23 protein-coding genes and 1 pseudogene are annotated in these 23,021 nt (G+C 47.3%); all 24 read right to left on the reverse strand.

Annotation, left to right across the window (positions count from 1 at the left end; genetic code table 11):
- Window positions 1-211 precede the first annotated feature (211 nt).
- Window positions 212-355 (reverse strand): annotated as a pseudogene (locus DXD92_RS11095) (transposase); the annotation flags it as partial.
- Window positions 356-419: 64 nt separating this feature from the next.
- Complete coding sequence (locus DXD92_RS11100; protein ID WP_117761409.1) at window positions 420-2,495, reverse strand: efflux RND transporter permease subunit; 2,076 nt, start codon at window positions 2,493-2,495, stop codon at window positions 420-422.
- A 227-nt stretch (window positions 2,496-2,722) separates the two neighbouring features.
- Entirely contained in the window at window positions 2,723-3,601 is an 879-nt protein-coding gene (locus DXD92_RS11105; protein ID WP_118640540.1) for a NifB/NifX family molybdenum-iron cluster-binding protein, read from the reverse strand.
- 27 nt (window positions 3,602-3,628) lie between these two features.
- The gene (locus DXD92_RS11110) at window positions 3,629-4,873 is read right to left on the reverse strand and encodes an aminopeptidase P N-terminal domain-containing protein (protein WP_117801372.1); all 1,245 of its coding nucleotides are present in this window, start codon (window positions 4,871-4,873) and stop codon (window positions 3,629-3,631) included.
- Between the two features lie 119 nt (window positions 4,874-4,992).
- A complete protein-coding gene (locus DXD92_RS11115) occupies window positions 4,993-6,252 on the reverse strand; it encodes a S41 family peptidase (protein WP_055220738.1) in 1,260 nt (419 codons plus the stop codon).
- Between the two features lie 83 nt (window positions 6,253-6,335).
- A complete protein-coding gene (gene ftsX, locus DXD92_RS11120) occupies window positions 6,336-7,250 on the reverse strand; it encodes a permease-like cell division protein FtsX (RefSeq protein WP_118640541.1) in 915 nt (304 codons plus the stop codon).
- The gene (gene ftsE / locus DXD92_RS11125) at window positions 7,240-7,923 is read right to left on the reverse strand and encodes a cell division ATP-binding protein FtsE (RefSeq protein ID WP_022461638.1); all 684 of its coding nucleotides are present in this window, start codon (window positions 7,921-7,923) and stop codon (window positions 7,240-7,242) included. Before ftsE ends, ftsX begins: the two co-directional genes overlap by 11 nt.
- A 26-nt stretch (window positions 7,924-7,949) precedes the next feature.
- On the reverse strand, window positions 7,950-9,038 hold the full coding sequence (locus DXD92_RS11130; RefSeq protein WP_117510479.1) for a PucR family transcriptional regulator: 1,089 nt from the start codon (window positions 9,036-9,038) through the stop codon (window positions 7,950-7,952).
- A gap of 185 nt (window positions 9,039-9,223) precedes the next feature.
- On the reverse strand, window positions 9,224-10,093 hold the full coding sequence (locus DXD92_RS11135; protein ID WP_117510478.1) for a YitT family protein: 870 nt from the start codon (window positions 10,091-10,093) through the stop codon (window positions 9,224-9,226).
- Window positions 10,094-10,098: 5 nt separating this feature from the next.
- Window positions 10,099-10,785 (reverse strand): WecB/TagA/CpsF family glycosyltransferase, encoded by a 687-nt coding sequence (locus DXD92_RS11140; RefSeq protein WP_117510477.1) that lies wholly within the window; start codon window positions 10,783-10,785, stop codon window positions 10,099-10,101.
- Window positions 10,786-11,167: 382 nt separating this feature from the next.
- A complete protein-coding gene (locus DXD92_RS11145) occupies window positions 11,168-13,282 on the reverse strand; it encodes a glutamine synthetase III family protein (RefSeq protein ID WP_118595664.1) in 2,115 nt (704 codons plus the stop codon).
- A gap of 415 nt (window positions 13,283-13,697) precedes the next feature.
- Window positions 13,698-14,561, reverse strand: coding sequence for a class II fructose-1,6-bisphosphate aldolase (fba, locus tag DXD92_RS11150; RefSeq protein ID WP_022461579.1), 864 nt, complete (start codon window positions 14,559-14,561; stop codon window positions 13,698-13,700).
- Between the two features lie 179 nt (window positions 14,562-14,740).
- Window positions 14,741-15,640, reverse strand: coding sequence for a diacylglycerol/lipid kinase family protein (locus DXD92_RS11155; protein WP_022461578.1), 900 nt, complete (start codon window positions 15,638-15,640; stop codon window positions 14,741-14,743).
- A 186-nt stretch (window positions 15,641-15,826) separates the two neighbouring features.
- On the reverse strand, window positions 15,827-16,363 hold the full coding sequence (locus DXD92_RS11160) for a bL17 family ribosomal protein (protein ID WP_022461577.1): 537 nt from the start codon (window positions 16,361-16,363) through the stop codon (window positions 15,827-15,829).
- 104 nt (window positions 16,364-16,467) lie between these two features.
- Window positions 16,468-17,430 (reverse strand): DNA-directed RNA polymerase subunit alpha, encoded by a 963-nt coding sequence (locus DXD92_RS11165; protein WP_022461576.1) that lies wholly within the window; start codon window positions 17,428-17,430, stop codon window positions 16,468-16,470.
- A gap of 72 nt (window positions 17,431-17,502) precedes the next feature.
- Window positions 17,503-18,096 (reverse strand): 30S ribosomal protein S4, encoded by a 594-nt coding sequence (rpsD, locus tag DXD92_RS11170; protein ID WP_022461575.1) that lies wholly within the window; start codon window positions 18,094-18,096, stop codon window positions 17,503-17,505.
- Between the two features lie 16 nt (window positions 18,097-18,112).
- A complete protein-coding gene (gene rpsK, locus DXD92_RS11175) occupies window positions 18,113-18,505 on the reverse strand; it encodes a 30S ribosomal protein S11 (protein WP_022461574.1) in 393 nt (130 codons plus the stop codon).
- A 50-nt stretch (window positions 18,506-18,555) separates the two neighbouring features.
- Window positions 18,556-18,924, reverse strand: a complete 369-nt coding sequence (gene rpsM / locus DXD92_RS11180; protein WP_022461573.1) for a 30S ribosomal protein S13 — start codon at window positions 18,922-18,924, stop codon at window positions 18,556-18,558.
- A gap of 295 nt (window positions 18,925-19,219) precedes the next feature.
- On the reverse strand, window positions 19,220-19,333 hold the full coding sequence (gene rpmJ / locus DXD92_RS11185; protein ID WP_003022746.1) for a 50S ribosomal protein L36: 114 nt from the start codon (window positions 19,331-19,333) through the stop codon (window positions 19,220-19,222).
- Window positions 19,330-19,533, reverse strand: a complete 204-nt coding sequence (locus tag DXD92_RS11190) for a hypothetical protein (RefSeq protein ID WP_055220743.1) — start codon at window positions 19,531-19,533, stop codon at window positions 19,330-19,332. The genes rpmJ and DXD92_RS11190 overlap by 4 nt, the downstream gene beginning before the upstream one ends.
- Before the next feature lie 94 nt (window positions 19,534-19,627).
- The gene (locus DXD92_RS11195) at window positions 19,628-21,094 is read right to left on the reverse strand and encodes a VanW family protein (RefSeq protein ID WP_158581777.1); all 1,467 of its coding nucleotides are present in this window, start codon (window positions 21,092-21,094) and stop codon (window positions 19,628-19,630) included.
- Between the two features lie 683 nt (window positions 21,095-21,777).
- A complete protein-coding gene (infA, locus tag DXD92_RS11200) occupies window positions 21,778-21,996 on the reverse strand; it encodes a translation initiation factor IF-1 (protein ID WP_022461642.1) in 219 nt (72 codons plus the stop codon).
- Window positions 21,997-21,999: 3 nt separating this feature from the next.
- Window positions 22,000-22,251 (reverse strand): KOW domain-containing RNA-binding protein, encoded by a 252-nt coding sequence (locus DXD92_RS11205; protein WP_022461643.1) that lies wholly within the window; start codon window positions 22,249-22,251, stop codon window positions 22,000-22,002.
- A complete protein-coding gene (gene map, locus DXD92_RS11210; protein ID WP_118640543.1) occupies window positions 22,248-23,018 on the reverse strand; it encodes a type I methionyl aminopeptidase in 771 nt (256 codons plus the stop codon). Before map ends, DXD92_RS11205 begins: the two co-directional genes overlap by 4 nt.
- Window positions 23,019-23,021: the final 3 nt, after the last annotated feature.

A 23,021-nucleotide genomic window follows, 5' to 3' on the forward strand; every position in this document is an offset into this window, starting at 1 on the left:
TTGACTTTTTATTTGCAGGCTGAAGTAACGAGAATGCGACGCGCAGTTTTCAATAAACGCCAGGATATCATCCAGTGATCTGTCACTATGAGAATACGCTTCATAAAGAGTAGTTTTTATCTTTTCAGATTTTCCATATTATCCTTCTTCTTTTCCGGTATACTTCTTCCATTTGACACTCCCCACAGCAAGGGGTTTTACGACGCATTGGATAAGCAGCAAGCTTTCGGATCACGCCATTATCCCTTACAGAATAATGGATTGCATCGATGTGGAGAATAGGATAGACCTCGTCCAGTGGCCGGTTCTTCCAGTCTTCAATCCGTGGCAGAATCTTATCCGTCACATCAGAAATTTGAACGCAAAGCAAAAAAATTCCCCCGCACCAGCTACTTCCGGTACAGGGGATTTGTCATACTTTATTTTGTTTTCTTCTTTAAAAATCCAATCGATGTCTTACAGATCAGTTTATCGAAAATCATAAACATTGCCGGCAGAATCAGGATAACAACGACCATACTGATGATCGCGCCCCGTGCAAGCAGAGTACAGATGGAACCGATCATCTCAACCTGAGAGTAGCAGGCCACACCGAAGGTTGCGGCAAAGAAGCTCAGACCACTGCTGATGATGGACGGCATACTGGTCTTATGGGCAATACTGATAGCTTCCTTCTTGTCTTTTCCATTCTGGCGCTCTTTCTGATAACGGGTTGTCATCAGGATCGCGTAGTCCACGGTTGCACCGAGCTGAATCGCTCCGATTACGATGCTGGCCACGAATGGAAGACTGGTTCCCTGATAATACGGGATTGCCATATTCAGCATAATTGCAAACTCGATGACTGCTACCAGAATAATCGGCAGAGAAATCGATTTGAAGATCAGCAGAATGATAATAAAGATTGCACCAATGGAAAGCACGTTTACGTTGACAAGGTCAGCATCGGTAACATCCTGCAGGTCTTTCATCAACGGTGCTTCACCGATGACCATTCCATCTTTATCGTAGGATTTTACGATTTTGTCAATCGCTTTGACCTGTTCGTTTACTTCATCTGTTGCGGACTCATATTCAGAGCTCACAAATGCAAGCTCATACTCATCGCTCTGCAGCATGCTTCGGAGATTTTCCGGGATCATGGATTCCGGAATGGTCGGGCCGAGCAGGGAGCCCATGCTGATGGTTGATTTGACACCTTTTACCTTGCCGATCTCATCCATCATTTTCTTTTTCTGTTTGGAGTCCATATCGCGGTCCATCATGACGATGTGCATGTTGCTGACGTTGAACTGCGCTTTTACTTCATCGTTTGCCACGTTACAGTCCAGGGTAGATGGAAGGGAACGTGCGATGTTGTAATAAATCTGGGTATGATTGTTTCCGTAGATCGACGGGAACAGCAGAACCAGGAAGATCACAACCCATACTTTATAATGTTTGGTGATAAAGGCGGACGGTTTATCCAGGCTTTTTACCAGCGGTTTGTGTCTCGTTTTCTCAATTGCCTTGTCAAATACCAGAACCATGGCCGGCAGGACGGTGACACAGCAGACAACGCCGATCAAAACACCTTTTGCCATAACGATACCAAGGTCGCGGCCAAGGGCAAAGGTCATAACACACAGTGCCAGGAAACCGGCTACGGTGGTAACGGAGCTTCCGGCTACGGATTTGAACGTGTTGGCGATTGCATGGCCCATCGCACGCTCTTTGTCATCCGGGAAACGCTTTTTATTCTCCTCGAAACTGTTCAGCAGGAAGATGGAGTAGTCCATCGTAACACCAAGCTGCAGCACGGCGGTCAGCGCTTTTGTGATGTAGGAAGTCTCACCAAGGAACACGTTGCTTCCCAGGTTGTAAAGGATTGCAAGTCCGATACTTAACAGGAACAGGATCGGAACAACGAAGGAAGTCGATGTCAGCTCGATGACAACGAGGCTCAAAACTGCGGCGATGACAACGTAAACCGGCAGCTCTTTTAATGCTACGTTTTTGATATCGGTAACAACACCGGTCATACCGCCGATGAAGCACTGCTCGTTCGCAATTTTACGAAGATCCTCGATTGCCTCCATGGAGTCATCGGAAGAAGTCGTATTGTCGAACAGAACGAGCATCATGGTTGCATCCCCATTGTAGAATGCTTTCCGGAGTTTTTCCGGGATCATCTCAACCGGCACGCTGATGTCTGCCACATCGTCATACCATAAAACTTCTTTTACGTGGTTTACCTGCTCGAATTTTTCTTCGAGTTTCTGTACGTCCTTCATTTCCATGTTTTCCACGACAACCATAGAGAACGCACCCATGCCATATTCATCTACCAGAATGTCCTGTCCTTTTACAGTTTCCAGATGCTCCGGCAGATAGCTGAGCAGATCATAGTTTACTTTCGTTGCTGCCATTCCGATGACTGACGGAATAATCAGCAGAAATCCAATGATCAGCATCAGAATCCTGTGCTTGGCAATCCATTTGCCAACTTTAACCATTTTCATTCATCTCCTCTGATTCATTTTTAACTTGTTTTTCTAGTACCACATCTTACAACTTAAATGACTATTAGTCAATATTTGAAATGGCAAAAAATGAATTTTGGTCATTTTTTGTTTACTTTTACAAAAAATAACGGAAATCGGAAATGGGAATCGTTGATTTTTCTGCGCATCAAAAAAGAGTGCCTGGCTCCTTCGCCCTGACACTCTTTTTATGCATTTTTTTATTTCACTTCAACCAGCTCAATCTCAAAATTCAGCTCTTTTCCAGCCATCTCATGGTTGGCATCAAACGTGATATTGGTCTCGTCTTTTGCGGTAACTTTTACCGGGAACGGCTGGCCGTACTGGTTCTGCAGATAAACCTGCTGTCCGACCTCTACTTCCTCTGCTCCCGGAAGCTGTGCGATCGCAACGGTGAAAATTGCGTTCGGATCCGGCATTCCGTAAGCCTCCTCCGGCATCAGATGGATGTTGACTTTTTCGCCGACTTCCATCTCTGCAACGGCTGCATCGAAGCCGCGGATCATCTGGCCCACACCGCAGATGAACTCGAGCGGTTCGCCGCGGTCGTAGGAAGAATCAAACTGGGTTCCATCGTTGAAGGTTCCTCTGTAGTGGGTACGGCAGGTTTTTCCGACATTCTTACCTTCCATAACCGGAGTCGGTGCACCGCATCCGCCGCCGCAGGTTCCGCAGGAACCGCCGCAGGAGCTCTCCTCTTCCTCATGGCTTCCGCAGTGGTCGCCGCAGGAATGGCCTTCCTCATGATCGTGGTGATCGCAGGTTGCACCTGCAGATGTGAGCGTTCCGTTTAAGTAAGCTTCCACCGCTGCATCCACATCTCCTTCCGCTCCGGAGCAGAGCTCTACGCCTGCCTCAGCAAGAGCTGCCTGTGCACCGCCGCCGATGCCGCCGCAGATCAGAACATCCACGCCCTGCTCGGAAAGAAGGCCTGCCAGTGCGCCGTGGCCGGTTCCGTTTGATCCGATCACTTCGCTGGAAACCACCTGATTGTCTTCTACTTCATAAACTTTAAAGTTCTCTGTTTTTCCAAAATGCTGGAAAATATTCCCGTTATCGTATGTAACTGCAATTTTCATCTAACTAAATCCTCCGTAGTTTTTTTCTTACGCCTCTTTTTCCTGCATAAAGGCTTCAATCTGGTCTGGATCACGCATCAGATTCTCGGAAAGAACCTCGCATCCGTCCTCTGTAATCAGGATATCATCCTCGATCCGGATTCCGATCTCCCACTCGTCAATATAAAGACCCGGCTCATCGGTGATGATGGCACCTGGACGCAGCTTGTCGTTCCATGCCGCGGTCACATCGTGTACATCGATGCCGAGGTGATGGGAAACGCCGTGCATGTAATAGGTTCCGACATCCTCTTTCTTCTCGATCAGGCCAAGTTTCACACAGCCCTCGCCGAGAACATCCTTTGCGATATCGTCGAGCTCTTTTAATGTCATACCCGGTTTTGCTGCTTTTGCAACGGCGCGGTTTGCTGCCAGAACAACGTCGTAAACCTGTCTCTGACGTTCCGTATATTTTCCGTTGACTGGATACGTTCTGGTGATATCTGCGCAGTAGCCCTGGAATTTTGCTCCGAGGTCCATCAGAAGCAGGGTCTCATCCTCGCACACGTCACGGTTGGTGTCGTAGTGCAGCATCGTTCCGTTTGCACCGCTTCCTGCGATCGTCGGGAATGCGGTTCCGTCTGCTCCCTCGTGGAAAATCTTGTACTCGAAATCAGCCTGTGCCTGATACTCGGTGCAGCCCGGTTTCAGGTTTTTCATTACAAATTTCAGCGCATCATCCGTGATTTTGATTGCCTGGCGGACAAGTGCGATCTCATCCGCATCCTTCTGCATACGCAGTGCCGCGATGACAGGCGCAATGTCTTTGATCGGTCTGCCCGGGAATTTCTTTGCGAACTCCTCTGCCTTTACCATGTTGTAATCCGGCAGATCCTCGACCTGATAGCGGTAGCAGTCGAAATACAGGGTTCCGATGTCCTCGCGTGCCATCAGACGGTTTACCACGCCCTCAAAGGAATCCAGGAAACGAACGTCATCGATTCCGGTGATCTCCTGTGCCTCGGATACGGTTACTTTTCTTCCAAACCATCTCTCCTGGTTCAGATCCGCTTCCTCGATAAACAGAATGGATTTCTCCTCTTTTGCGGTCTTTTTCATCATCAGGATCATGTGATCTCTGCGAAGGCCGGTCAGATAGAAAAAGTTGCGGTTTGCTTCAAACGGCAGATATTCGTCTGCGCTGACATGCAGCTCGATTCCGGAAAACAAAAGCAGTGCGGAATCCTGGTCCATTTTATCAAAAACCTGTTTTCTTCTTTCTGTAAAGTTCATCTGTCTTTCCTCACTTTCTTTTAGAGCCTGCCAAGATCTGTTTTCGGCTCCTCTACTAAGATAACACGTTCGTGCTTTTTTTCCTACCTTTTTCCTGCTTTTCTGTGAAAATTCTTATTTTATTCCGCACTTTCCAGTCCTTTGACAACTTCCAACGCTTTTTCGAGCTGCACATCGCTCGTCGCGTCATCCGGCAGCTCCACCTCGACATCCGGCGTAATGCCGACCTTGTGGATGTCGTTTCCGAGCGGCGTGTAATAATGGGCAATCGTCAGTTTCACCACGCTGCCGTCCGAGAGCTGGAATGTATTCTGGACAATGCCTTTTCCGAATGTCGTCGTTCCGACAATCGTTCCGATGCCGTAATCTTTGACTGCTCCCGTGAAGATTTCTGCCGCACTTGCCGTATTTTCATTGACCAGCACGACGAGTGGAATCGAGATCGGGGTATCGCCGTCGCAGGTATACTCTTCCCGTTTTCCATTTTTATCCTCGGTATACACGATGAGTCCCTCCGGCAGGATCTGGCGCAGGGTGTCGCAGACTGCCGTCACAAGGCCGCCCGGATTGCCGCGCAGGTCGATGATCAGGCGCTCCATGCCCTGATCCTGCAGTGACTGGTATGCTTTCTGGAACTGCTCGGAGGTAAGCCCTGTAAACTCGCTGATGGCCAGATAGCCGATCTTGTCGTCCAGCATTTTACCGTCTGCCACAATCGCCGCAAGCTTCTCTTTTGTGACTTCCGTTTCAATCAGATCCGCCTCGCCTTCCCGCTCGATGGAAAGCGTCACGGTATCGTTCTCGCTGTTTTTCAGAAGACCGACCGCATCGTTGAGGCTTAAGCCTTCGAGTGTCTGCCCGTCAATCTTCACAATGCGGTCATCCGCCTGAATACCGGCCTTCGCCGCCGGGGTATCGTCCTGTACGCCGGTGACCTGCAGCTTATCGCCGTCCAGCGTCACCGTAACACCGATGCCCTGATAGTAACCCTCCTGCGCTGTCTTGATCGCTTCGTATTCCTCTTTCGTGTAATACGTAGAATACTTGTCGCCGAGGCCGCTGATCATCCCTTTATACATCGCATCCGACAGCTCTGTGTCATCCACATCGCCCGCGTAAAGCTGGCTGATCATCGCTTTGATCGCCGCCGTCTTCCGCCACGACCAGAAGCCGCCGGGGTGGTCCGCACTGCTTCCCGGCCAGAGAAACGTTGTTCCGACAAGCACGATCATTACAATCGCCAGCATCGAAATCATGCCCGCAAAGTAGCTCTTCCGCATCTCATTTTTTCGGTTTTTCTTTCTGTTTCTGCGCTTTTTCGGTTTTTCCTGCTCTGCCGCTTTTACGCCCTCTTTTTCTTCCTTCATCAGTTCTTCCAAAATATGCCTCCCAATCGAAAGATCCCGGAATCTTTTGACGGATTCCGGGACTTATTTTTACTTCATTATATTGTCTAATCCTATCAGACTTTCAAGTGTTTTCGAATCGTAAAGATACTGCCGACAAGACCGATTCCCATACCGAGAATGAGTCCGACTGGAAGCAGAATCCGGAAGACGGCCGATACCGGCATGAATGCCATAAAGTTCGACAGTACGCTGAACTCCGTCATAACGTAGCTGATGACTCTGTTGTATACAACGTACAGCAGCCCCAGCGGAATCGCTGCTCCGACAAGACCGATCAGGATACCCTCGATCAGGAACGGAGCCCTTACAAACAGGTTCGTCGCACCGATCAGCTTCATGATACCGATCTCCTCTTTCCGGACCGAAATACCGATCGTGACGGTATTGCTGATCAGGAAAACAGATACGGCAAGAAGAATCAGGATGATCGCGATGGAAACGTAGCCAATGACACGGTTCATCGTCGTCAACGTTGTTGTTGCGCCCTCGGCCTGTTTAACCTCACGGACACCGTCCAGCGAGCGGATATACTCAGCCAGTGCATCCTGCGTCTCTACCTGGTATACGTAAACCTCGTAGTGAGCAGAAGTTGCGAGCGGGTTGTCGTTTGGCTTAAAGCCGTCCTTGTATTCCTCTTTTCCTTCGAAATACTGTTTTGCAAAGTTTTCCCACGTCTCATCCGCGGAAACATACTTACATTCCTTGACCACATCGGTCTTGGCCTTGATCTCCGTTCCGATCTCATCGATCGTCGCCTGATCCGCATCTTCGTTGAAGAAAACGGTCATGGATACGTCTGTCTCGGCATTTTTTACGATGTAGTTAAAGTTGATGACAACCGCAAAGAAGATACCGAACAGAAAGATACAGGCTCCCATGGTTGCGATGGATGCCAGCGAGAACATCTTGTTTCTCCAGATGTTTTTGACACCCTGTTTGATGCTGTAGCCCAGTGTACTAAACCTCATGGTACTCGCCCTCCTTCTCATCGCTGACTACCACGCCTTTTCGCATGGTAATAACGCGTTTTTTCATGGAGTTGACGATCTCACGGTTGTGGGTTACCACAAGAACGGTCGTTCCTCTGTTGTTGATTTCCTCCAGGAGCTTCATAATCTCCATGGAGTTTCCCGGGTCCAGGTTTCCGGTCGGCTCGTCCGCCAGAAGAATGTCAGGCCGGTTGACAATGGCTCTTGCCACGGCAACTCGCTGCTGCTCTCCTCCGGAAAGCTCCTTCGGGAAGGATTTGTACTTCTCTGCCAGTCCGACCAGCGTCAGGACTTCCGGCACGCGCTTTTTGATGACGCGGTTCGGTTTCTCGATGACACGCTGTGCGAATGCTACGTTTTCATAGACATTCCGGTCTTTTAAAAGGCGGAAATCCTGGAATACGACGCCGACACCGCGGCGGTATTTCGGCACTCTCCAGCGTTTCATTTTATTTAAGATCTGTCCGTTTACCTTAATGGTACCGGATGTGGGCTCGAGTTCTTTCAAAAGGAGCTTGATCAGCGTCGATTTTCCAGAACCGCTGTTTCCCACGATAAAGACGAATTCCCCCTTCTCGATGTGTAAGGATACGTTGTTGACGGCCGGCTGGCCTTTCGCGTAACTCTTACTTACACTATCCAATGTTATCATGCAATTCCTCCTTCAAGGGTTCTCGCTTAATAATCGAGCGTTTCCATGTATTTCATGTACTGCACAACCATAAGCGCAATCTTGAATGTGATCGCATCTTCAAAAACTCTAAGATCGAGTCCCGTGCTCTTCTGCAGCTTATCCAGCCGATAGACAAGGGTATTTCGGTGTATATAAAGCTGTCTCGAGGTTTCCGAGACATTCAGAGAATTTTCAAAGAATTTATTGATCGTTGTCAGTGTCTCTTCATCAAAGTCATCCGGCGATTTGTTGCCGAAAATTTCTTTGATGAACATTTTGCACAGTGGGATCGGAAGCTGGTAAATCAGACGGCCAATGCCCAGTGAGCTGTATGCATAGATATCATTCTCAGCGGAGAAAATTTTTCCGACGTCCATCGCCATTCTGGCTTCTTTATAGGAACGCGATACTTCTTTGATCTCCTTGACAATGGTACCGTAAGCAACGTGGGTTTTCCCCTCCTCATCTCTTCCTGCTGCTTCCAGAATGGTGGCTGCCACTTTGTTCATCTGGGCATAATCCTCACCTGGAGCAAGTTCTTTTACGATGATGATGTTTTTCTCATCAACTGCAGTTATAAAGTCACCGGATTTGGTACCGAGCAGACTCTTGACGCTCTCGAGCGCCCCGCTGTTTTTATCCGGATTTGTCTCAAGAATAAATACAAGGCGGCGTGCTTCCACTTCAATATGTAATTTCTTCGCCCTGTTGTAGATGTCGACCAGCAGCAGGTTGTCGAGCAGCAGATTCTTGATAAAGTTGTCTTTATCGAAGCGCTCCTTGTAGGCGGTAAGGAGGCCCTGAATCTGGAAGGTAACCATTTTCCCGATCAGGTGAATGTCATCGTTTCCGCCTTTTACAACCAGAATGTACTCCAGCTGGTGTTCATCGTATACTTTAAAAAACTGATAGTTTTTCATGGTCTGGGAATCTGCCTGAGACTGCGCAAACGTTACAATATCATTCTGGCTGATCTCAACCTCCGGAAACGTCGTTACCAGAACCTTTCCTTCTACATCAGTCACGCAGAGTTCGACACGCGAAATATTTTTGATTCCCTCAATGGTACTCTGTAAAATCTGATTTGAAATCATATTTTCTTCCCTCTTTCATCCTATAGTTTGTCTCCGGCTGCACCCGCTTTCATTGCCAGGCATATCCACACCCCTATGGTTCTGCGCCTGATGCAAAGTACCTCACAGATATACTTATTTTAATACAAAATAGACAAAAAAGGAAGAGAAAACACAACATTTATACCACAAATTACGTAAAAAGGTCAGGAAAAATCCGTCTGGAAGCCCTCTCCTAAGACCTCTCTTGCATCCGACACAACGACAAACGCGTCCGGATCGATCGTTCCTACGATCTGTTTGAGCTGCGGGATCTGTTTTTTGCCCACAACACAGAATACCATCATACGCTCTTCGCCCGTGTACATTCCCTTGATGTGGATGCCGGACGCGCCGCGGTCGAGTTCTTTCATGAGCTCATCGGCTACCTGCTCCGGATGCGCGGTAATGATAAACGCGGATTTCGCATAATTCATACCTTCCATCAGGGCATCCGTCATTTTCGTCGTCACGTAGATTGCCACGATCGCATAGAGCGAAGCGTGGATACCGAAGACAAAAATACCGGCGATGACGATGATTCCATCAAGCACCTGCATAACCTGTGCAACGGAATAGTGGCGCAGCTTTCTCTGGATCAGAGCCGCCATCATATCCGTTCCGCCCGTCGTACCGTTTCCGATGAAGACGAGGCCGATGCCTGCTCCCATCAGAACGCCGCCGAACAGTGCGGAAAGCATCCTGTCATCCGGCACCAGCTGCAGCACCGGGAGAACGGCAATCCAGAACGTATTCATCAGGGTTCCGAAGATGGTTTTCACCAGAAAATCGCGGCTCATACGGATTCCGAACAGAAAGAGCGGAATGTTCAGCACAAGGTTCGTCACCCAGAGCGGAACTCCTTTTCCGAACAGCATCTGGCTCAGTTGTTTGATGACGATTGCAAGACCGGAAAATCCTCCGGTAACAAGCCCCGCCGGGTCGTAAATCGAGCTGGTCGCAACCGCCATGACCGCGGTTCCCAGCGTAATCAGCAGATAATCTCTCCACTGCTGTTTGTTCCGTATCCAGTTCATGAACTTCAACCGTCCTTTTCGCTGTTATATTTTGTTACCATCCACTTGAACGTATTCTTCTTTAGCAGAGTTCCCCACCAGCTCGTTTTTATACCGGCCTCGTTCTGCAGCGTCGAATGCTCGCCAAGGCTCAGCCAGATTTTTGCGCTGATTTTGCTGCTGTTTTCCAGAACGAAACGATCCTGCCGCGTTCCTGCAAGGCCGCTCACAATCACGTCCGTCGTCTGGCTGTTGATCTCGTTGACCAGGCTGTCAAACGCGGATTCCTCCAGCGTCTCGACGACAGCACCGCCTCCGATCTCAATGCCGGGATACGTTTCTGTCAGATATTTCTGCAGTGTCTGCAGTTCTTCCCCAGTGTCGCCCAGTACGAAAATCCGGCTTTTCTTCTGAATCAGTCCCCAGAAAAAGCGTGCGATGAACTCGTTCGTCTCCACTTCCTCATAGGACGGCGTCTCCGGGTCAATTCCTGCTGCCTCCAGCACCTCGGTTTCCCCGATGACCGTCAGATCCAGATCTTCGATATACTGTTTCCACGTCGGTTCCTTGCTCGCCTGCATCAGCATCTGCATTGTAACAATCCCGATGGTGTTCAGCTTATCGTTCGAGAGGTATTCCTCTGCAATCTCCATTGCCGCATCGACGCGGTAATGTTTCAGCTTCACACCTAAAATTTCCAGTTCTGCATTCATTGTTCTGTATACTTCTGTTTTCCTTCGAAATCCAGAAGCGTTTCCTCCATGTTTTCCTGCCGTTTCTTCCGGCAGCGCTGTCCGCCCTTTTCTTCTGGCAACAGCTAATCCCCATTATACTAGAAAAAGAGGCTGTTGTCAAAAACAGCCTCTTTTTCTGCCCTGTTTTCACAGAATTTTTACAATTTAGCGGATCGTCTGCGGATTGTTTCAACTCACAGTCGGTATTTTCACGGAGTCTGACATGTCGAAAATAGTTCGACTGTGACTTGCCTCATGTCAGTGGAGGATACCGATTTCTCTCCGCCCGCCACTGCCGTTGTGTTTCTTTTAACAATTCATCCCACCGCTTTAGAAGTGGGAGACTTCTTGTCTACTAGGGTTAAACCTCAAACATCAGATCGCCGTAAGACGGCATCGGCCACATCTCTTTGTCTACGATCATCTCCAGTTTGTCAACCGGTGCACGGAGTGCCTCCATAGCCGGAGTAACTTTCTCGTAGTAGTATTTTGCTTTTGCTTCGCCGTCTTCCATCTCGCATCCTGCATTCTCGATTGCGATCAGCTCGTCGAGTGCTTTCTGGGTTTCCTCAAGCAGTGCACTTGTCTCGTTCAGCAGATTCTTCTGTACACCAACTGCTGTAACACCTGCTGCGGTGATGGTGTTGATAGATCCAGCCAGGGAAGTCGCATATTTGATGACTGCCGGGATGATCTGTTTGCTTGCCATGTCGATCATGGTCTTTGCTTCGATGTTGATGGTCTTTGCATAGTTCTCGAATTTAACTTCTGCACGGGATACCAGCTCTGCCTCGGTGAATACTTTGAAATCGCCGAACAGTTTGATTGCGGTATCAGTGGTCAGTGCCGGGATTGCGTACACCATGGATTTGATGTTCGGAAGTCCTCTTCTCTCTGCCTCAGCTAACCACTCATCTGCATATCCGTCGCCATTGAAGATGATTCTCTGATGCTCACTTAAGTTCTTCTTGATCAGATCATGGACAGCGTCCTCGAAGTTTTCAGCGCCTTCCAGTACATCGCATGCATCGCGGAATGCTTCTGCAACGATGGTGTTCAGTACGATGTTCGGAGCTGCAACGGAGTCACGGGAACCAACCATACGGAACTCGAATTTGTTTCCGGTGAAAGCAAACGGTGAGGTTCTGTTACGGTCGGTAGCATCTTTCTTGAGATCCGGAAGTGTCTTAACACCAGTCTCCAGAACGCCCTCTTTTTTGCTCTTTGTTGCATTTCCGGTGCTGATGAGCTGCTCTACAACATCCTCCAGCTGCTCTCCAAGGAATACAGAAATAATAGCTGGCGGCGCCTCGTTAGCTCCCAGTCTGTGATCGTTTCCCGGATCGGCTGCGGACTCACGAAGCAGATCTGCGTGAACATCAACGGCTTTCAGAACGCAGCTTAATACGAGCAGGAACTGAATGTTCTCGTGCGGTGTTTTGCCCGGCTCAAGAAGGTTGATGCCGTCATCTGTGGTGATGGACCAGTTGTCGTGTTTACCGGAACCGTTGACACCTGCGAACGGTTTCTCATGCAGCAGGCATTTCAGTCCGTGCTGGCATGCAACTCTCTTTAAAGTCTGCATAACGAGCTGGTTGTTGTCAACTGCTACGTTTGCCTCGGAATAAATGGAAGCCAGCTCGTGCTGTGCCGGTGCAACCTCATTGTGCTGTGTCTTTGCTGTAACACCCATCTTCCACAGCTCAATGTTGACATCCTTCATAAAGGAAGCAATTCTCTGACGGATGGTTCCGAAATAGTGATCGTCCATCTCCTGTCCTTTTGGAGGCATTGCGCCAAACAGGGTACGTCCGGTGTAGATCAGGTCTTTTCTCTGCAGGAATTTCTCTGCATCTACCAGGAAGTATTCCTGCTCCGGTCCTACGGAAGGAGTTACTTTCTTGGAAGTGGTGTTTCCGAACAGTTTTAACAGACGCAGGGACTGTACATTCAGAGCTTCCATGGAACGAAGAAGCGGTGTTTTCTGGTCAAGCGCCTCTCCTGTGTAGGAGCAGAATGCAGTCGGAATGCAGAGGGTTGCGCCTGCTGCGTCCTGACGAACGAAAGCCGGTGAGGTGCAGTCCCATGCTGTATATCCTCTTGCCTCAAAGGTAGCACGCAGTCCACCGGACGGGAAAGAAGATGCATCCGGCTCGCCTTTGATCAGCTCTTTACCGGAGAAGCTCATCAGTACTTTGCCGTTCGGCATCGGTGCTGTGATAAAAGAATCGTGCTTTTCTGCAGTTGCACCGGTCAGTGGCTGGAACCAGTGTGTATAGTGTGTTGCTCCTTTTTCAATTGCCCATTCTTTCATCTCATGTGCAATCGTATCTGCAGTAGCAAGATCCAGCTCACCGCCTTCTTCGATGATCTTTTTCAGCTTCTTGTAAACATTTTTTGGAAGACGTTCCTGCATTACAGTGTCATTGAATACATTTTCGCCAAAAATTTTGGCTGGATTTACATATTCTCCCATTTTCTTTCTTCCTTTCCATTTGTGAATTTTGCGATGTGACCTTCCCGCCGGATTCTAAAAAGATCCTAATACAAGAAAAAGGAGTTCTCAAAAAGGTAGCTAAAAAAGCTATATTTTTTGTAGAACGCCCTTGTTTTACATTCGCATATGGATTTGATTTCCAACTGATACTAAAATAACTCAAAAACTTAAAAAACGCAAGTGCTTTTTTGAACTCAGTCCCTTTTTCGTATTATTTTACAAAACTTTCCTAATTCAGGCGAAAAAATTAGCGGATTCGATGAAAGCTTTCGCGGCAGTCGTCAAGGTCTCGTGCAAGCACAGACTTTGACTCGTTGCTCGCGAAAAAAAATACTGTGCGGACCCTGAGGAGGAAGTCCCCCAGGAATCCTGCACAGCATTTTCGTGCTTAAACTCAGGCTTTGTTTGCAGAACCGAACAGTTCGATTTTTTCTCTTACAGTAGCTTTGATAGCTTCTGCGCCAGGAGCAAGCAGTTTACGAGGATCGAATCCTTTACCCTGCTGATCTTTTCCCTCTTCGATGTATTTACGTGTAGCTGCTGCGAATGCAAGCTGGCACTCTGTATTTACATTGATTTTGGAAACGCCAAGGTCAATGGCTTTCTTGATCATGTCATCCGGGATACCTGTACCACCGTGAAGAACGAGCGGCATAGTTCCTGTCAGCTCCTGTACAGCTGCCAGAGTCTCAAAGCTCAGTCCCTGCCAGTTAGCCGGGTATACACCGTGGATATTGCCGATACCTGCTGCAAGCATATCTACACCGAGGTCTGCAATCATCTTGCACTCGTTCGGATCAGCGCATTCGCCCATACCTACAACACCATCTTCTTCTCCACCGATAGAACCAACTTCTGCTTCCAGAGACATTCCTTTCTCTTTGCAAACAGCTACCAGTTCTTTTGTTTTTGCAACGTTCTCTTCGATCGGATAATGAGATCCGTCAAACATGATGGATGAGAAACCTGCTTCGATGCATTTGTAACATCCTTCGTAGGTTCCGTGGTCCAGATGCAGAGCAACCGGAACAGTGATGTTCAGTTCTTCGATCATAGCTTTTACCATAGCAGCTACAGTTTTGAAACCTGTCATGTATTTTCCTGCACCCTCAGATACACCAAGGATAACCGGAGAATTCATCTCCTGTGCGGTAAGAAGGATGGATTTTGTCCACTCCAGGTTGTTGATGTTAAACTGACCAACTGCATAGTGGCCAGCTTTTGCTTTGTCCAACATTTCTTTTGCTGATACTAACATAGCTCAAATGACCTCCTGTGTCTGTAATTGTGCCGTGTACCGTTTTCAGGCTTACGGCATACTTGTTACTTTCATAACTGGTTTTATTATACAACATCTTTCTGCAAATGCCAAATGATTTTCGTAGCGAAATCCATTTTTTTGCACTTTTTTGTGAAAAACTTATCAAAAAGCCGTGCCTACTTATTGTTCAGAACCAGTTCCATGGCATGTTTGCGCGCTTCGATGCAGACATAGCCGTGATCTCCGCCGTATTCGCCGTCCAGAGTCCAGGAAATCTCCTGGTTGGACTCGATGATGATGCGGTCGGTCTTGAACGAATCGATGAGGTCTGTGTGATCCTCCTGCATCAGCAGGGACGCAATGATCTCATTCAGTTCCAGCGGGTTTTTCGGGCGTTTGATCAGGGTTACCTCGAAGAGTCCGTCATCCAGGCGTACATCCTGTCCCGGCAGGTTTTTGAAGCCGCCGACGGACTTGGCATTCGTCACCATACCGTAGATATACTCTCCCTCAAAGGTTTCCCCGTTTGCCTCGACTTTAATCCAGTACGTCGGCACATTCCAGATCCGTTTGGATCCCTCCAGCAGGTATGCCAGATGGCCGAGAATGTTTTTCATGTGCTGATCTGTCTCATAGGAAACATCCGTGAAAAGGCCGAATGCAGCGATGTAGACAAAGCTGTCGTTGTTGAACGCTCCCACATCACAGGAATACAGGTTTCCCTCGATGATATCCTTTGCCGCCTGTACCATATCTTTCGAAATAGAAAGACTGTTTGCAAAGTCATTGGTGCTTCCGGCCGGAATATAACCGATCGGAACGCGCTGATCCACTTCCATCAGACCGCTGACAACTTCATCCAGTGTTCCGTCGCCCCCGCTGCAGACAACGAGATCCACCTGCGGCGCAAGCTCCTTTGTCTTTTCGAAACCATCTCCGACTGCCTGCGTCGGGTGGACAATGACTTCATATCCGCCTTTTACAAAAACATCGATAATTTCAAACAGTTTACTTTTAATCTGTGCTTTTCCGGAAAACGGATTAAAAATAAACAACATTTTTTTCTTGCTCTCCATGCAAATGCTCTCCTTTGTATCCCATTTTAGCTGTTCTGTATTCTGTATTGTACCTTATTCGCAAAGCAGATGCAACCCCGTACATTGCCACAATTTCGCAATTGTGTCATATAAAATATGATATACAACAAAACAGGAGCCACCTACTAAGAGGCAGCCCCTGCGAATTTCAAAACTATTTACAGATTAAACCAGCTCGATTACAACTTCCATAGCTGCATCACCTTTACGCGGTCCGATCTTGATGATACGGGTATATCCGCCGTTACGGTCTGCATATTTCGGAGCGATCTCATCGAACATTTTCTGTGGCATATCGATGGACTTGGTGTTTTTCTTGCGTCCTGCTGCTTCGGTCGGAACCTCTGTTACAGGATAGAAGAAGCTTGCCATCTGACGTCTAGCGTGAAGTCTGGACGGAAGATCTTTTTTGATCTCTTTCTGAACTTCATCGTATACGGTAACTTTTTTGCCGTCTTTTACTTCTTTCACACGTTTGCCATCAGCATCTTTGCGAGCTACTTTAGCAGTAACGGTAACGGTCTCAAAGTTATCTTTCTCTTTTACAGCCAGTGCGATCATGCTTTCAGCGATCTTGCGGATCTCTTTCGCTTTGGTCTCAGTGGTAACGATTTTTCCGTGATACAGAAGGTTGGTTACCTGGTTTCTTAATAATGCTTTTCTCTGGTCAGATGTTCTGCCAAGTTTTCTATATTTTGCCATTTTAAATTTTCCTCCATTTGTGGAACCCGCAAGTCATGCTGCCTCGGACTTACTGACAGGGGGTTTTCGTCTACAAATCAAACGGAAAGATAAATCGCTGTGATTTATTCTCCGTCCCCAGGACTCAGTGACAGTCCCAGTTCTTTCAGCTTTGCAAGTACCTCTTCCAGAGACTTGCGGCCCAGGTTACGAACCTTCATCATGTCTTCGGAAGTTTTGTTGCACAGCTCTTCTACGGTATTGATACCGGCACGTTTCAAGCAGTTATAGGAACGCACGGAAAGCTCAAGCTCGTCGATGTTCATCTCCAGAACTTTCTCTTTCTCATTGTCCTCTTTCTCGATCATAACTTCTGCTGTCTTCGCATTCTCAGACAGATCGATGAAGAGTTTCAGATGCTCGCTTAAAACCTTAGCTGCCAGGCTGACTGCCTCGTCCGGATCCAGTGTTCCTCTGGTGTAAACATCCAGTGTCAGTTTATCGTAATCGGTAATCTGACCTACACGGGTGTTCTCCACTTTGAGGTTTACACGCTCAACCGGTGTATAGATAGCATCCACAGCGAGAACGCCGATCGGCATGTCATCGCTCTTGCCTTTGTCAGCACTGATATAACCGCGGCCTTTTGTGATCGTCAGCTCCATGTACAGCTTGCTGTCCGGGCCGCCGTTCAGGGTTGCGATTACCTGATCCGGATTCATGATCTCAATATCCTGATCTACCTGAATATCGGATGCTCTTACAACTCCCTCGCCCTCGAACTCAATATAAGCAACTTTTGCTTCGTTGGTTTCGCTGTTATTGCGGATTGCAAGGCTCTTCAGGTTCATGATGATTTCTGTAACGTCTTCTTTTACTCCAGGGATGGAGCTGAATTCATGAAGAACGCCCTCGATTTTAACCTGGCTTACTGCTGCTCCAGGGAGGGAAGAAAGCATAATTCTGCGAAGAGAATTACCTAATGTGATACCGTAGCCTCTTTCCAGAGGTTCAACCACAAATCTGCCGTACTTCTTGTCATCAGAAATCTCAGTAATTTCAATTTTCGGTTTGTTAAAATCAAACACTCGAAAGCCCCTCCTTTTAAATTGGTTGGCTCATTACTCATGGGAATAAAGCCTTCCGCGTATGGCGATTCTTTATTTAGAATACAGCTCGACGATCTGCACTTCGTCAACCGGAACATCGATCATTTCGCGGGTAGGACGCTCTTTTACAACACCTTTGAGTGCCTCAAGATCAGCCTCGATCCATTCCGGAGTCAGACGGCCGCCTGTAACCTCTACGATGTCTTTATATCTCTGAGAGGATTTTTTACCCTCTTTGATTTCGATGGTATCACCAGCGCTTACAAGGTAAGACGGGATATTTACCTGTTTGCCGTTAACCAGAACGTGTTTGTGGTCAACGATCTGACGTGCTTCTTTTCTGGTTCTAGCCATTCCCATACGGAACAGAACGTTGTCCAGACGGAGCTCAAGAAGGATCATCAGGTTCTCACCAGTCTGTCCTTCCATTCTGTCAGCCTTTTTGTAATAGTTAACAAAAGGTTTCTCCAGAACGCCGTAGATGAATTTTGCTTTCTGTTTTTCTCTTAACTGAAGACCATACTCAGACATTTTTCTGTTTGCTCTTTTCAGCTGTCTTGTGGACTTCTTATCAATTCCAAGATATACAGGATCCATTCCGAGGGATCTGCATCTTTTCAGGACTGGTACTCTATTTACTGCCATGTTCTTAACCTCCTAATCAGACTCTTCTACGTTTTGGTGGGCGGCATCCGTTGTGCGGAACCGGTGTTACGTCGCGGATGCTTGTAACTTCAAGACCGCATGCCTGAAGGGCACGGATTGCAGCTTCACGACCTGATCCTGGTCCTTTTACCATAACGTCAACAGTCTTTAAGCCATGAACCAGCGCTGCTTTGGTAGCAGTTTCTGCAGCCATCTGAGCTGCGTATGGAGTAGATTTTCTTGAACCTCTAAATCCCAGACCGCCGGCACTTGCCCAAGAAAGAGCATTTCCTTCTGCATCAGTCAGTGTTACGATTGTATTATTGAAGGAAGACTGGATATGTGCCTGTCCGTGTTCAACGTTTTTTCTGACACGACGTTTTGTCGTTTTCTTTGTCACTTTTGCCATTTTAAAACTAACCTACACTTTCTTAATCTTATATTGGACTACTGGTTAAATTATTTCTTCTTATTTGCAACAGTTCTCTTAGGACCTTTGCGGGTTCTTGCGTTGGTCTTTGTTTTCTGACCACGAACCGGAAGGCCTTTACGATGACGGATACCTCTGTAGCATCCGATCTCCTGCAGACGTTTGATGTTCATAGCGATTTCTCTACGAAGATCTCCTTCTACAACCTGACTCTCATCGATAACTGCGCTGAGTCTCTTTACTTCATCGTCTGTCAAATCTCTGCAGCGTGTGTCCGGATTTACTCCAGCTTCTTTTAAGATACGATCTGCACTTGTTCTACCGATTCCGTAGATATAGGTCAGACCAATCTCAACACGTTTGTCTCTTGGTAAGTCTACACCAGCTATACGAGCCATGTACTTTGTCCTCCATTTTTCTAAAACATTAATATTTTCCTAATTGGGATACAGGTATGCGTGTATCCAGCCGTGTTCGCACGACCTTTCTCCTTCTGCCACCTGACAGATCGGAGTATTAAGCAATATTATAAGGGATGTCTGCGCTCCGCGCGTCCACCCGCCGGAGGTGTCCTGGCTGCAACTTGCCAGGTGTCTCACTTTATAATATTAACAGCAGAACAACGCATTCACGCGCGTCCTCGCTGCAGCCGCACTTAAAATCTGCACAATTACGATCAAGCCTAATGACGGATTAGCCCTGGCGCTGTTTGTGCTTTGGATTCTCACAAATGATTCTGATGCTACCTTTTCTTTTGATAACTTTGCATTTCTCGCAGATCGGTTTTACAGAAGATCTAACCTTCATGATGAATCCTCCTTTCTTTGCTCCTTAGCGCCCCGTGTAGGGGAATTTTCTGTTGTAAACTTTTGGAATGCGTTTTCTTTTTGTGGGTTAGAAAAAAGTCCACGCGCAAAAGTTCGTTTTATAGTATAGCATTTTGTTCCCGGAAATGCAAGAAATTTTTTACATATTTTTTCATTTTTTTTTGCTCTTTTTCTGTGCATTTTTTCATCTCTCCCACTGGTAAGAAAAAAACAGGCGGGACAGATTTCTCTTCTCTGTCCCGCCTGTTTTTTACAGGTAACATCTTTTTTTGCATCATGATCCTGAGTTCAGCGGTTTGTATTTGCTTGCGCATACGGATTCTGATTTTACTACATTTCCGCTTGCATCTTTATAATCACGATACGTTACATTACTCATCTCATCGATCTGCTCTACCCTTGGCTCAATGGTATAGTCGTTTTCTTTTGTTCCGAGAATTTTTACGGTCAGTGTATCACTGCTGTCCATATTCATCACAATTTTCACCGGATACTTATGATTATTTTCAAATTTGAAATCCGGTGAATCCCAGAATACGGTTGCATCCATTCCTGACGGCACATAATGTACCGGCATCGAATGGTTGGCTCTTTCCAACACATCAAGGTCTGTATACAAAATAGCGGAAAACAGTGTGGAAGACACCTGGCATTCGCCTCCTCCAAGTACCTGGACGACTTTGCCATCCTGATAGCCTGCTGCCTCCTGGTATCCTTTTTCCGCCGTTGTATCACCTACGACACCATTAAAAGAGAAGGTTTCTCCCGGCAGAACGATCTGTCCGTTGCAGATAGATGCCGTAAGTCCGACGTTGTGAATTCTTCCGCTCGTTCCACCTGCTGCGCTGGAGCTGTAACTTCCAAGCGTGTCTTTAAACAGATTTGCGTTCATCTTCTCGGTTGTAATCTCCGGCTCGGTAAAGGTAAACGGAATCGTGATATCCGTATTTTCTTCTGCACTCTCATACTCGGCTTTCGCACTGTCCGCATCCATTGAGGTTCCGTTTTTCGATGCCACAACGGAATATCCGTTGTCCGGATCCAGCGTCGCATTGACCGGCTCGGTATAAATCTGGCTTGCAATTCCGGCAAAATCCGGCTCCGTCAGCTGATTTTCTGCCGTCGGGCAGGAAATTACATCCTGGAAATTCATTGCTGTCACATTCGTCTGGATCTGCTGTTTTAAGGCATCCACATCCGGTCTGGTTCCGGAAATGCCTTTATGCACGATCAGGCCGGTATCTGTTACTTCATATGTAGTATCCTGCATGGAGTTGTAATCCTGAATGCCGGATGCCTGTACAATTCCTTCCACCTCATCTGGATGGGTCGCAGTCGGCTGCACATCATAGGAAAGCTTCTCTGCCTTTCCCCATTTCATCTCGACCCACTCCAGACCGCGAACCAGAAGATTTCCATGGCCTTTTTCATATGCTTTTTCAATTTCTGCGGAAGCATCCATCCCCAGCATTGGAAATACGTTCATCGTATACTGCTGACCATCCAGCTCAACGGTAACAGCTGTATCTTTATAATCTTCTTCAAACTTCTGTTCTACTGTCTGCGCAGCTTCTTTTTTGCTCATTCCCTGAATGTTTACTCCGTTAATAGAAGCATCTGCCCAGATTTTGTCATCCTCGATGATCAGACAGAAGATTCCATATGCAGCGGCAAGTAAAACAATCACTGCAACTACGCTCAATGCTGCAACAAGGCCTTTTTTCTTTCCCCTTTTTGTCATTGCACATTTTCCTTTCCTGTTATCTGTAAGGAGCAGCGATGCCATTGCTGCAGATCCGAATTTTTTTCAGACTGCAGCCTGCTGTTTCATAAAATGTTTCCCTGATTTCTGCCGGTACATGGATTTTACCGCACCGCACAGGAGATCCTTCCCGGTAAAATTTCTCCGTAAAGTTTCTCTATTGCATTGTATCACATTATTTTGAGAATTCAACCAAATATTTCAACTTCACACAGAATTCACAAACATATATTCTTCTGTCGCTTTCGAGCCCTCATCTGTCATTTTCACGGTTTTCCGGCCGCTCTTTTCTCCTGTCTTTTCACTTTTTCTTTTTTTTCTGACGGTTTAAAAATTTTGTTTCAAAAGTGCACAAATTCTCCTGGTTTTTACAAAAAGTTTTCATAAAATTTTATACTTTTTTCATTGCTTTTTCTATTAAAATATTGCATAATACATCTGGAAGGTTTCAAAAGGGACTGAAAAGAAATTCAGATGCCCGCCGCCGCGGATGCTGCAGGGTTTGCAGACTGGTGCTTGCTTTGTGGCTGTCAGAAATCTGAAGGCCGGTGATCGAAATCTTTGTTCTGTAGAACGGTTACTGTTATTGGGGATGAATACAGAGAAACACATACAGAGAAAAAGCCATCCGGCATGCCGGATGGCTTTTTTTATCGTATTTCTTATTTATCTCTCCAGATAATACGTCCCTTGTCCAGATCGTATGGGGACAGCTCGATGGTTACTTTGTCTCCCGGAAGAATACGGATAAAGTTCATACGCAGCTTTCCGCTGATATGAGCCAGTACAACGTGTTTATTTTCCAGTTCTACTTTAAACATTGCGTTTGGTAATTTCTCGAGGACAGTTCCCTCTACTTCAATTACATCTGCCTTAGACATTGATTAATCCTCCTTCAACTCTTTGCAACTTTTTTCTTTTAATGCCTTACGGATATCTTCATCACGAACCGCATCCGTCATTTCGTAATCCGGCTGTACGTGAATCAGCTTCTTCTTTTTCGGCCGGTTGGCGGTACGGATTTTTCCGTCCACCAGGAATACGTATGGCTCCTGTACATCCGAAATCACATACAGCTTTCCTTTATCGTGGCCGGCCAGGCTTCTGGCAAACATTCCTTTCACAATCGGTTTCATAAATCCTCCTCCGTATGCGAAAGTGTCAGAATTTCCGGTTCTCCCTCCGTAATCAGAATCGTGTTCTCATAATGTGCGGCAAGAGAGCCGTCTTCTGTCACAACGGTCCAGTCATCATCCAGCCATCTGACTGCATAGCCTCCGGCTGTGATCATCGGCTCGATGGCGAGCGTCATGCCAGGCTGCAGACGGACGCCGCGGCTTGGCTGTGCGAAGTTCGGCACTGCCGGATCTTCGTGCAGGTGCGTTCCGATGCCGTGGCCTACCAGGTCGCGGACAACGCCGTAGCCGAAGCTCTCTGCGTATGCACCGATCGCCGCCGAAATCTCATGAAGATGATGGCCTGCTTTTGCGTATTTGATTCCTTCAAAAAAGGCCTGGCGTGTTACTTCCACCAGTTTTCTTGCCTCCGGCGAGATCTCACCGACCGCGTGTGTGCGGGCTGCGTCGGAATGGTATCCTTCATAGATAAGTCCCGCATCCAGGCTGACAATGTCGCCCTCTTTCAGAATCCGTTTTTTACTTGGGATTCCGTGAACCACTTCCTCGTTCACAGAAACGCAGATCGAAGCCGGATACCCATTATAGTTTAAAAAGTTGGGAGTGCATCCAAAGCTGCGGATCATTTCTTCTCCGAGCTTATTGATTTCCCATGTTGACATTCCCGGATGAATGGCGCGGCCTAATTCGTCGTGTACCTTCTCCAGCAGCTCACCGGCGTGGCGCATTCTCTCAATTTCCCGGGCAGTTTTAATTGATATGGACATCCT

The organism is Blautia sp. TM10-2 (genome assembly GCF_003480845.1).
GTDB lineage: Bacteria > Bacillota > Clostridia > Lachnospirales > Lachnospiraceae > Fusicatenibacter > Fusicatenibacter saccharivorans.

Excerpts from the sequence above, each read along its gene's own strand:
- DXD92_RS11100 (WP_117761409.1), bottom strand. The coding sequence starts at position 2,495 with ATGGTTAAAGTTGGCAAATGGATTGCCAAGCACAGGATTCTGATGCTG.
- DXD92_RS11105 (WP_118640540.1), bottom strand. The coding sequence starts at position 3,601 with ATGAAAATTGCAGTTACATACGATAACGGGAATATTTTCCAGCATTTT.
- DXD92_RS11110 (WP_117801372.1), bottom strand. The coding sequence starts at position 4,873 with ATGAACTTTACAGAAAGAAGAAAACAGGTTTTTGATAAAATGGACCAG.
- ftsX (WP_118640541.1), bottom strand. The coding sequence starts at position 7,250 with ATGAGGTTTAGTACACTGGGCTACAGCATCAAACAGGGTGTCAAAAAC.
- ftsE (WP_022461638.1), bottom strand. The coding sequence starts at position 7,923 with ATGATAACATTGGATAGTGTAAGTAAGAGTTACGCGAAAGGCCAGCCG.
- DXD92_RS11130 (WP_117510479.1), bottom strand. The coding sequence starts at position 9,038 with ATGATTTCAAATCAGATTTTACAGAGTACCATTGAGGGAATCAAAAAT.
- DXD92_RS11135 (WP_117510478.1), bottom strand. The coding sequence starts at position 10,093 with ATGAACTGGATACGGAACAAACAGCAGTGGAGAGATTATCTGCTGATT.
- DXD92_RS11140 (WP_117510477.1), bottom strand. The coding sequence starts at position 10,785 with ATGAATGCAGAACTGGAAATTTTAGGTGTGAAGCTGAAACATTACCGC.
- DXD92_RS11145 (WP_118595664.1), bottom strand. The coding sequence starts at position 13,282 with ATGGGAGAATATGTAAATCCAGCCAAAATTTTTGGCGAAAATGTATTC.
- fba (WP_022461579.1), bottom strand. The coding sequence starts at position 14,561 with ATGTTAGTATCAGCAAAAGAAATGTTGGACAAAGCAAAAGCTGGCCAC.
- DXD92_RS11155 (WP_022461578.1), bottom strand. The coding sequence starts at position 15,640 with ATGGAGAGCAAGAAAAAAATGTTGTTTATTTTTAATCCGTTTTCCGGA.
- DXD92_RS11160 (WP_022461577.1), bottom strand. The coding sequence starts at position 16,363 with ATGGCAAAATATAGAAAACTTGGCAGAACATCTGACCAGAGAAAAGCA.
- rpsD (WP_022461575.1), bottom strand. The coding sequence starts at position 18,096 with ATGGCAGTAAATAGAGTACCAGTCCTGAAAAGATGCAGATCCCTCGGA.
- rpsK (WP_022461574.1), bottom strand. The coding sequence starts at position 18,505 with ATGGCAAAAGTGACAAAGAAAACGACAAAACGTCGTGTCAGAAAAAAC.
- rpsM (WP_022461573.1), bottom strand. The coding sequence starts at position 18,924 with ATGGCTCGTATAGCTGGTGTAGACTTACCAAGAGACAAACGTGTTGAG.
- rpmJ (WP_003022746.1), bottom strand. The coding sequence starts at position 19,333 with ATGAAGGTTAGATCTTCTGTAAAACCGATCTGCGAGAAATGCAAAGTT.
- DXD92_RS11190 (WP_055220743.1), bottom strand. The coding sequence starts at position 19,533 with ATGCACAGAAAAAGAGCAAAAAAAAATGAAAAAATATGTAAAAAATTT.
- DXD92_RS11195 (WP_158581777.1), bottom strand. The coding sequence starts at position 21,094 with ATGACAAAAAGGGGAAAGAAAAAAGGCCTTGTTGCAGCATTGAGCGTA.
- infA (WP_022461642.1), bottom strand. The coding sequence starts at position 21,996 with ATGTCTAAGGCAGATGTAATTGAAGTAGAGGGAACTGTCCTCGAGAAA.
- DXD92_RS11205 (WP_022461643.1), bottom strand. The coding sequence starts at position 22,251 with ATGAAACCGATTGTGAAAGGAATGTTTGCCAGAAGCCTGGCCGGCCAC.
- map (WP_118640543.1), bottom strand. The coding sequence starts at position 23,018 with ATGTCCATATCAATTAAAACTGCCCGGGAAATTGAGAGAATGCGCCAC.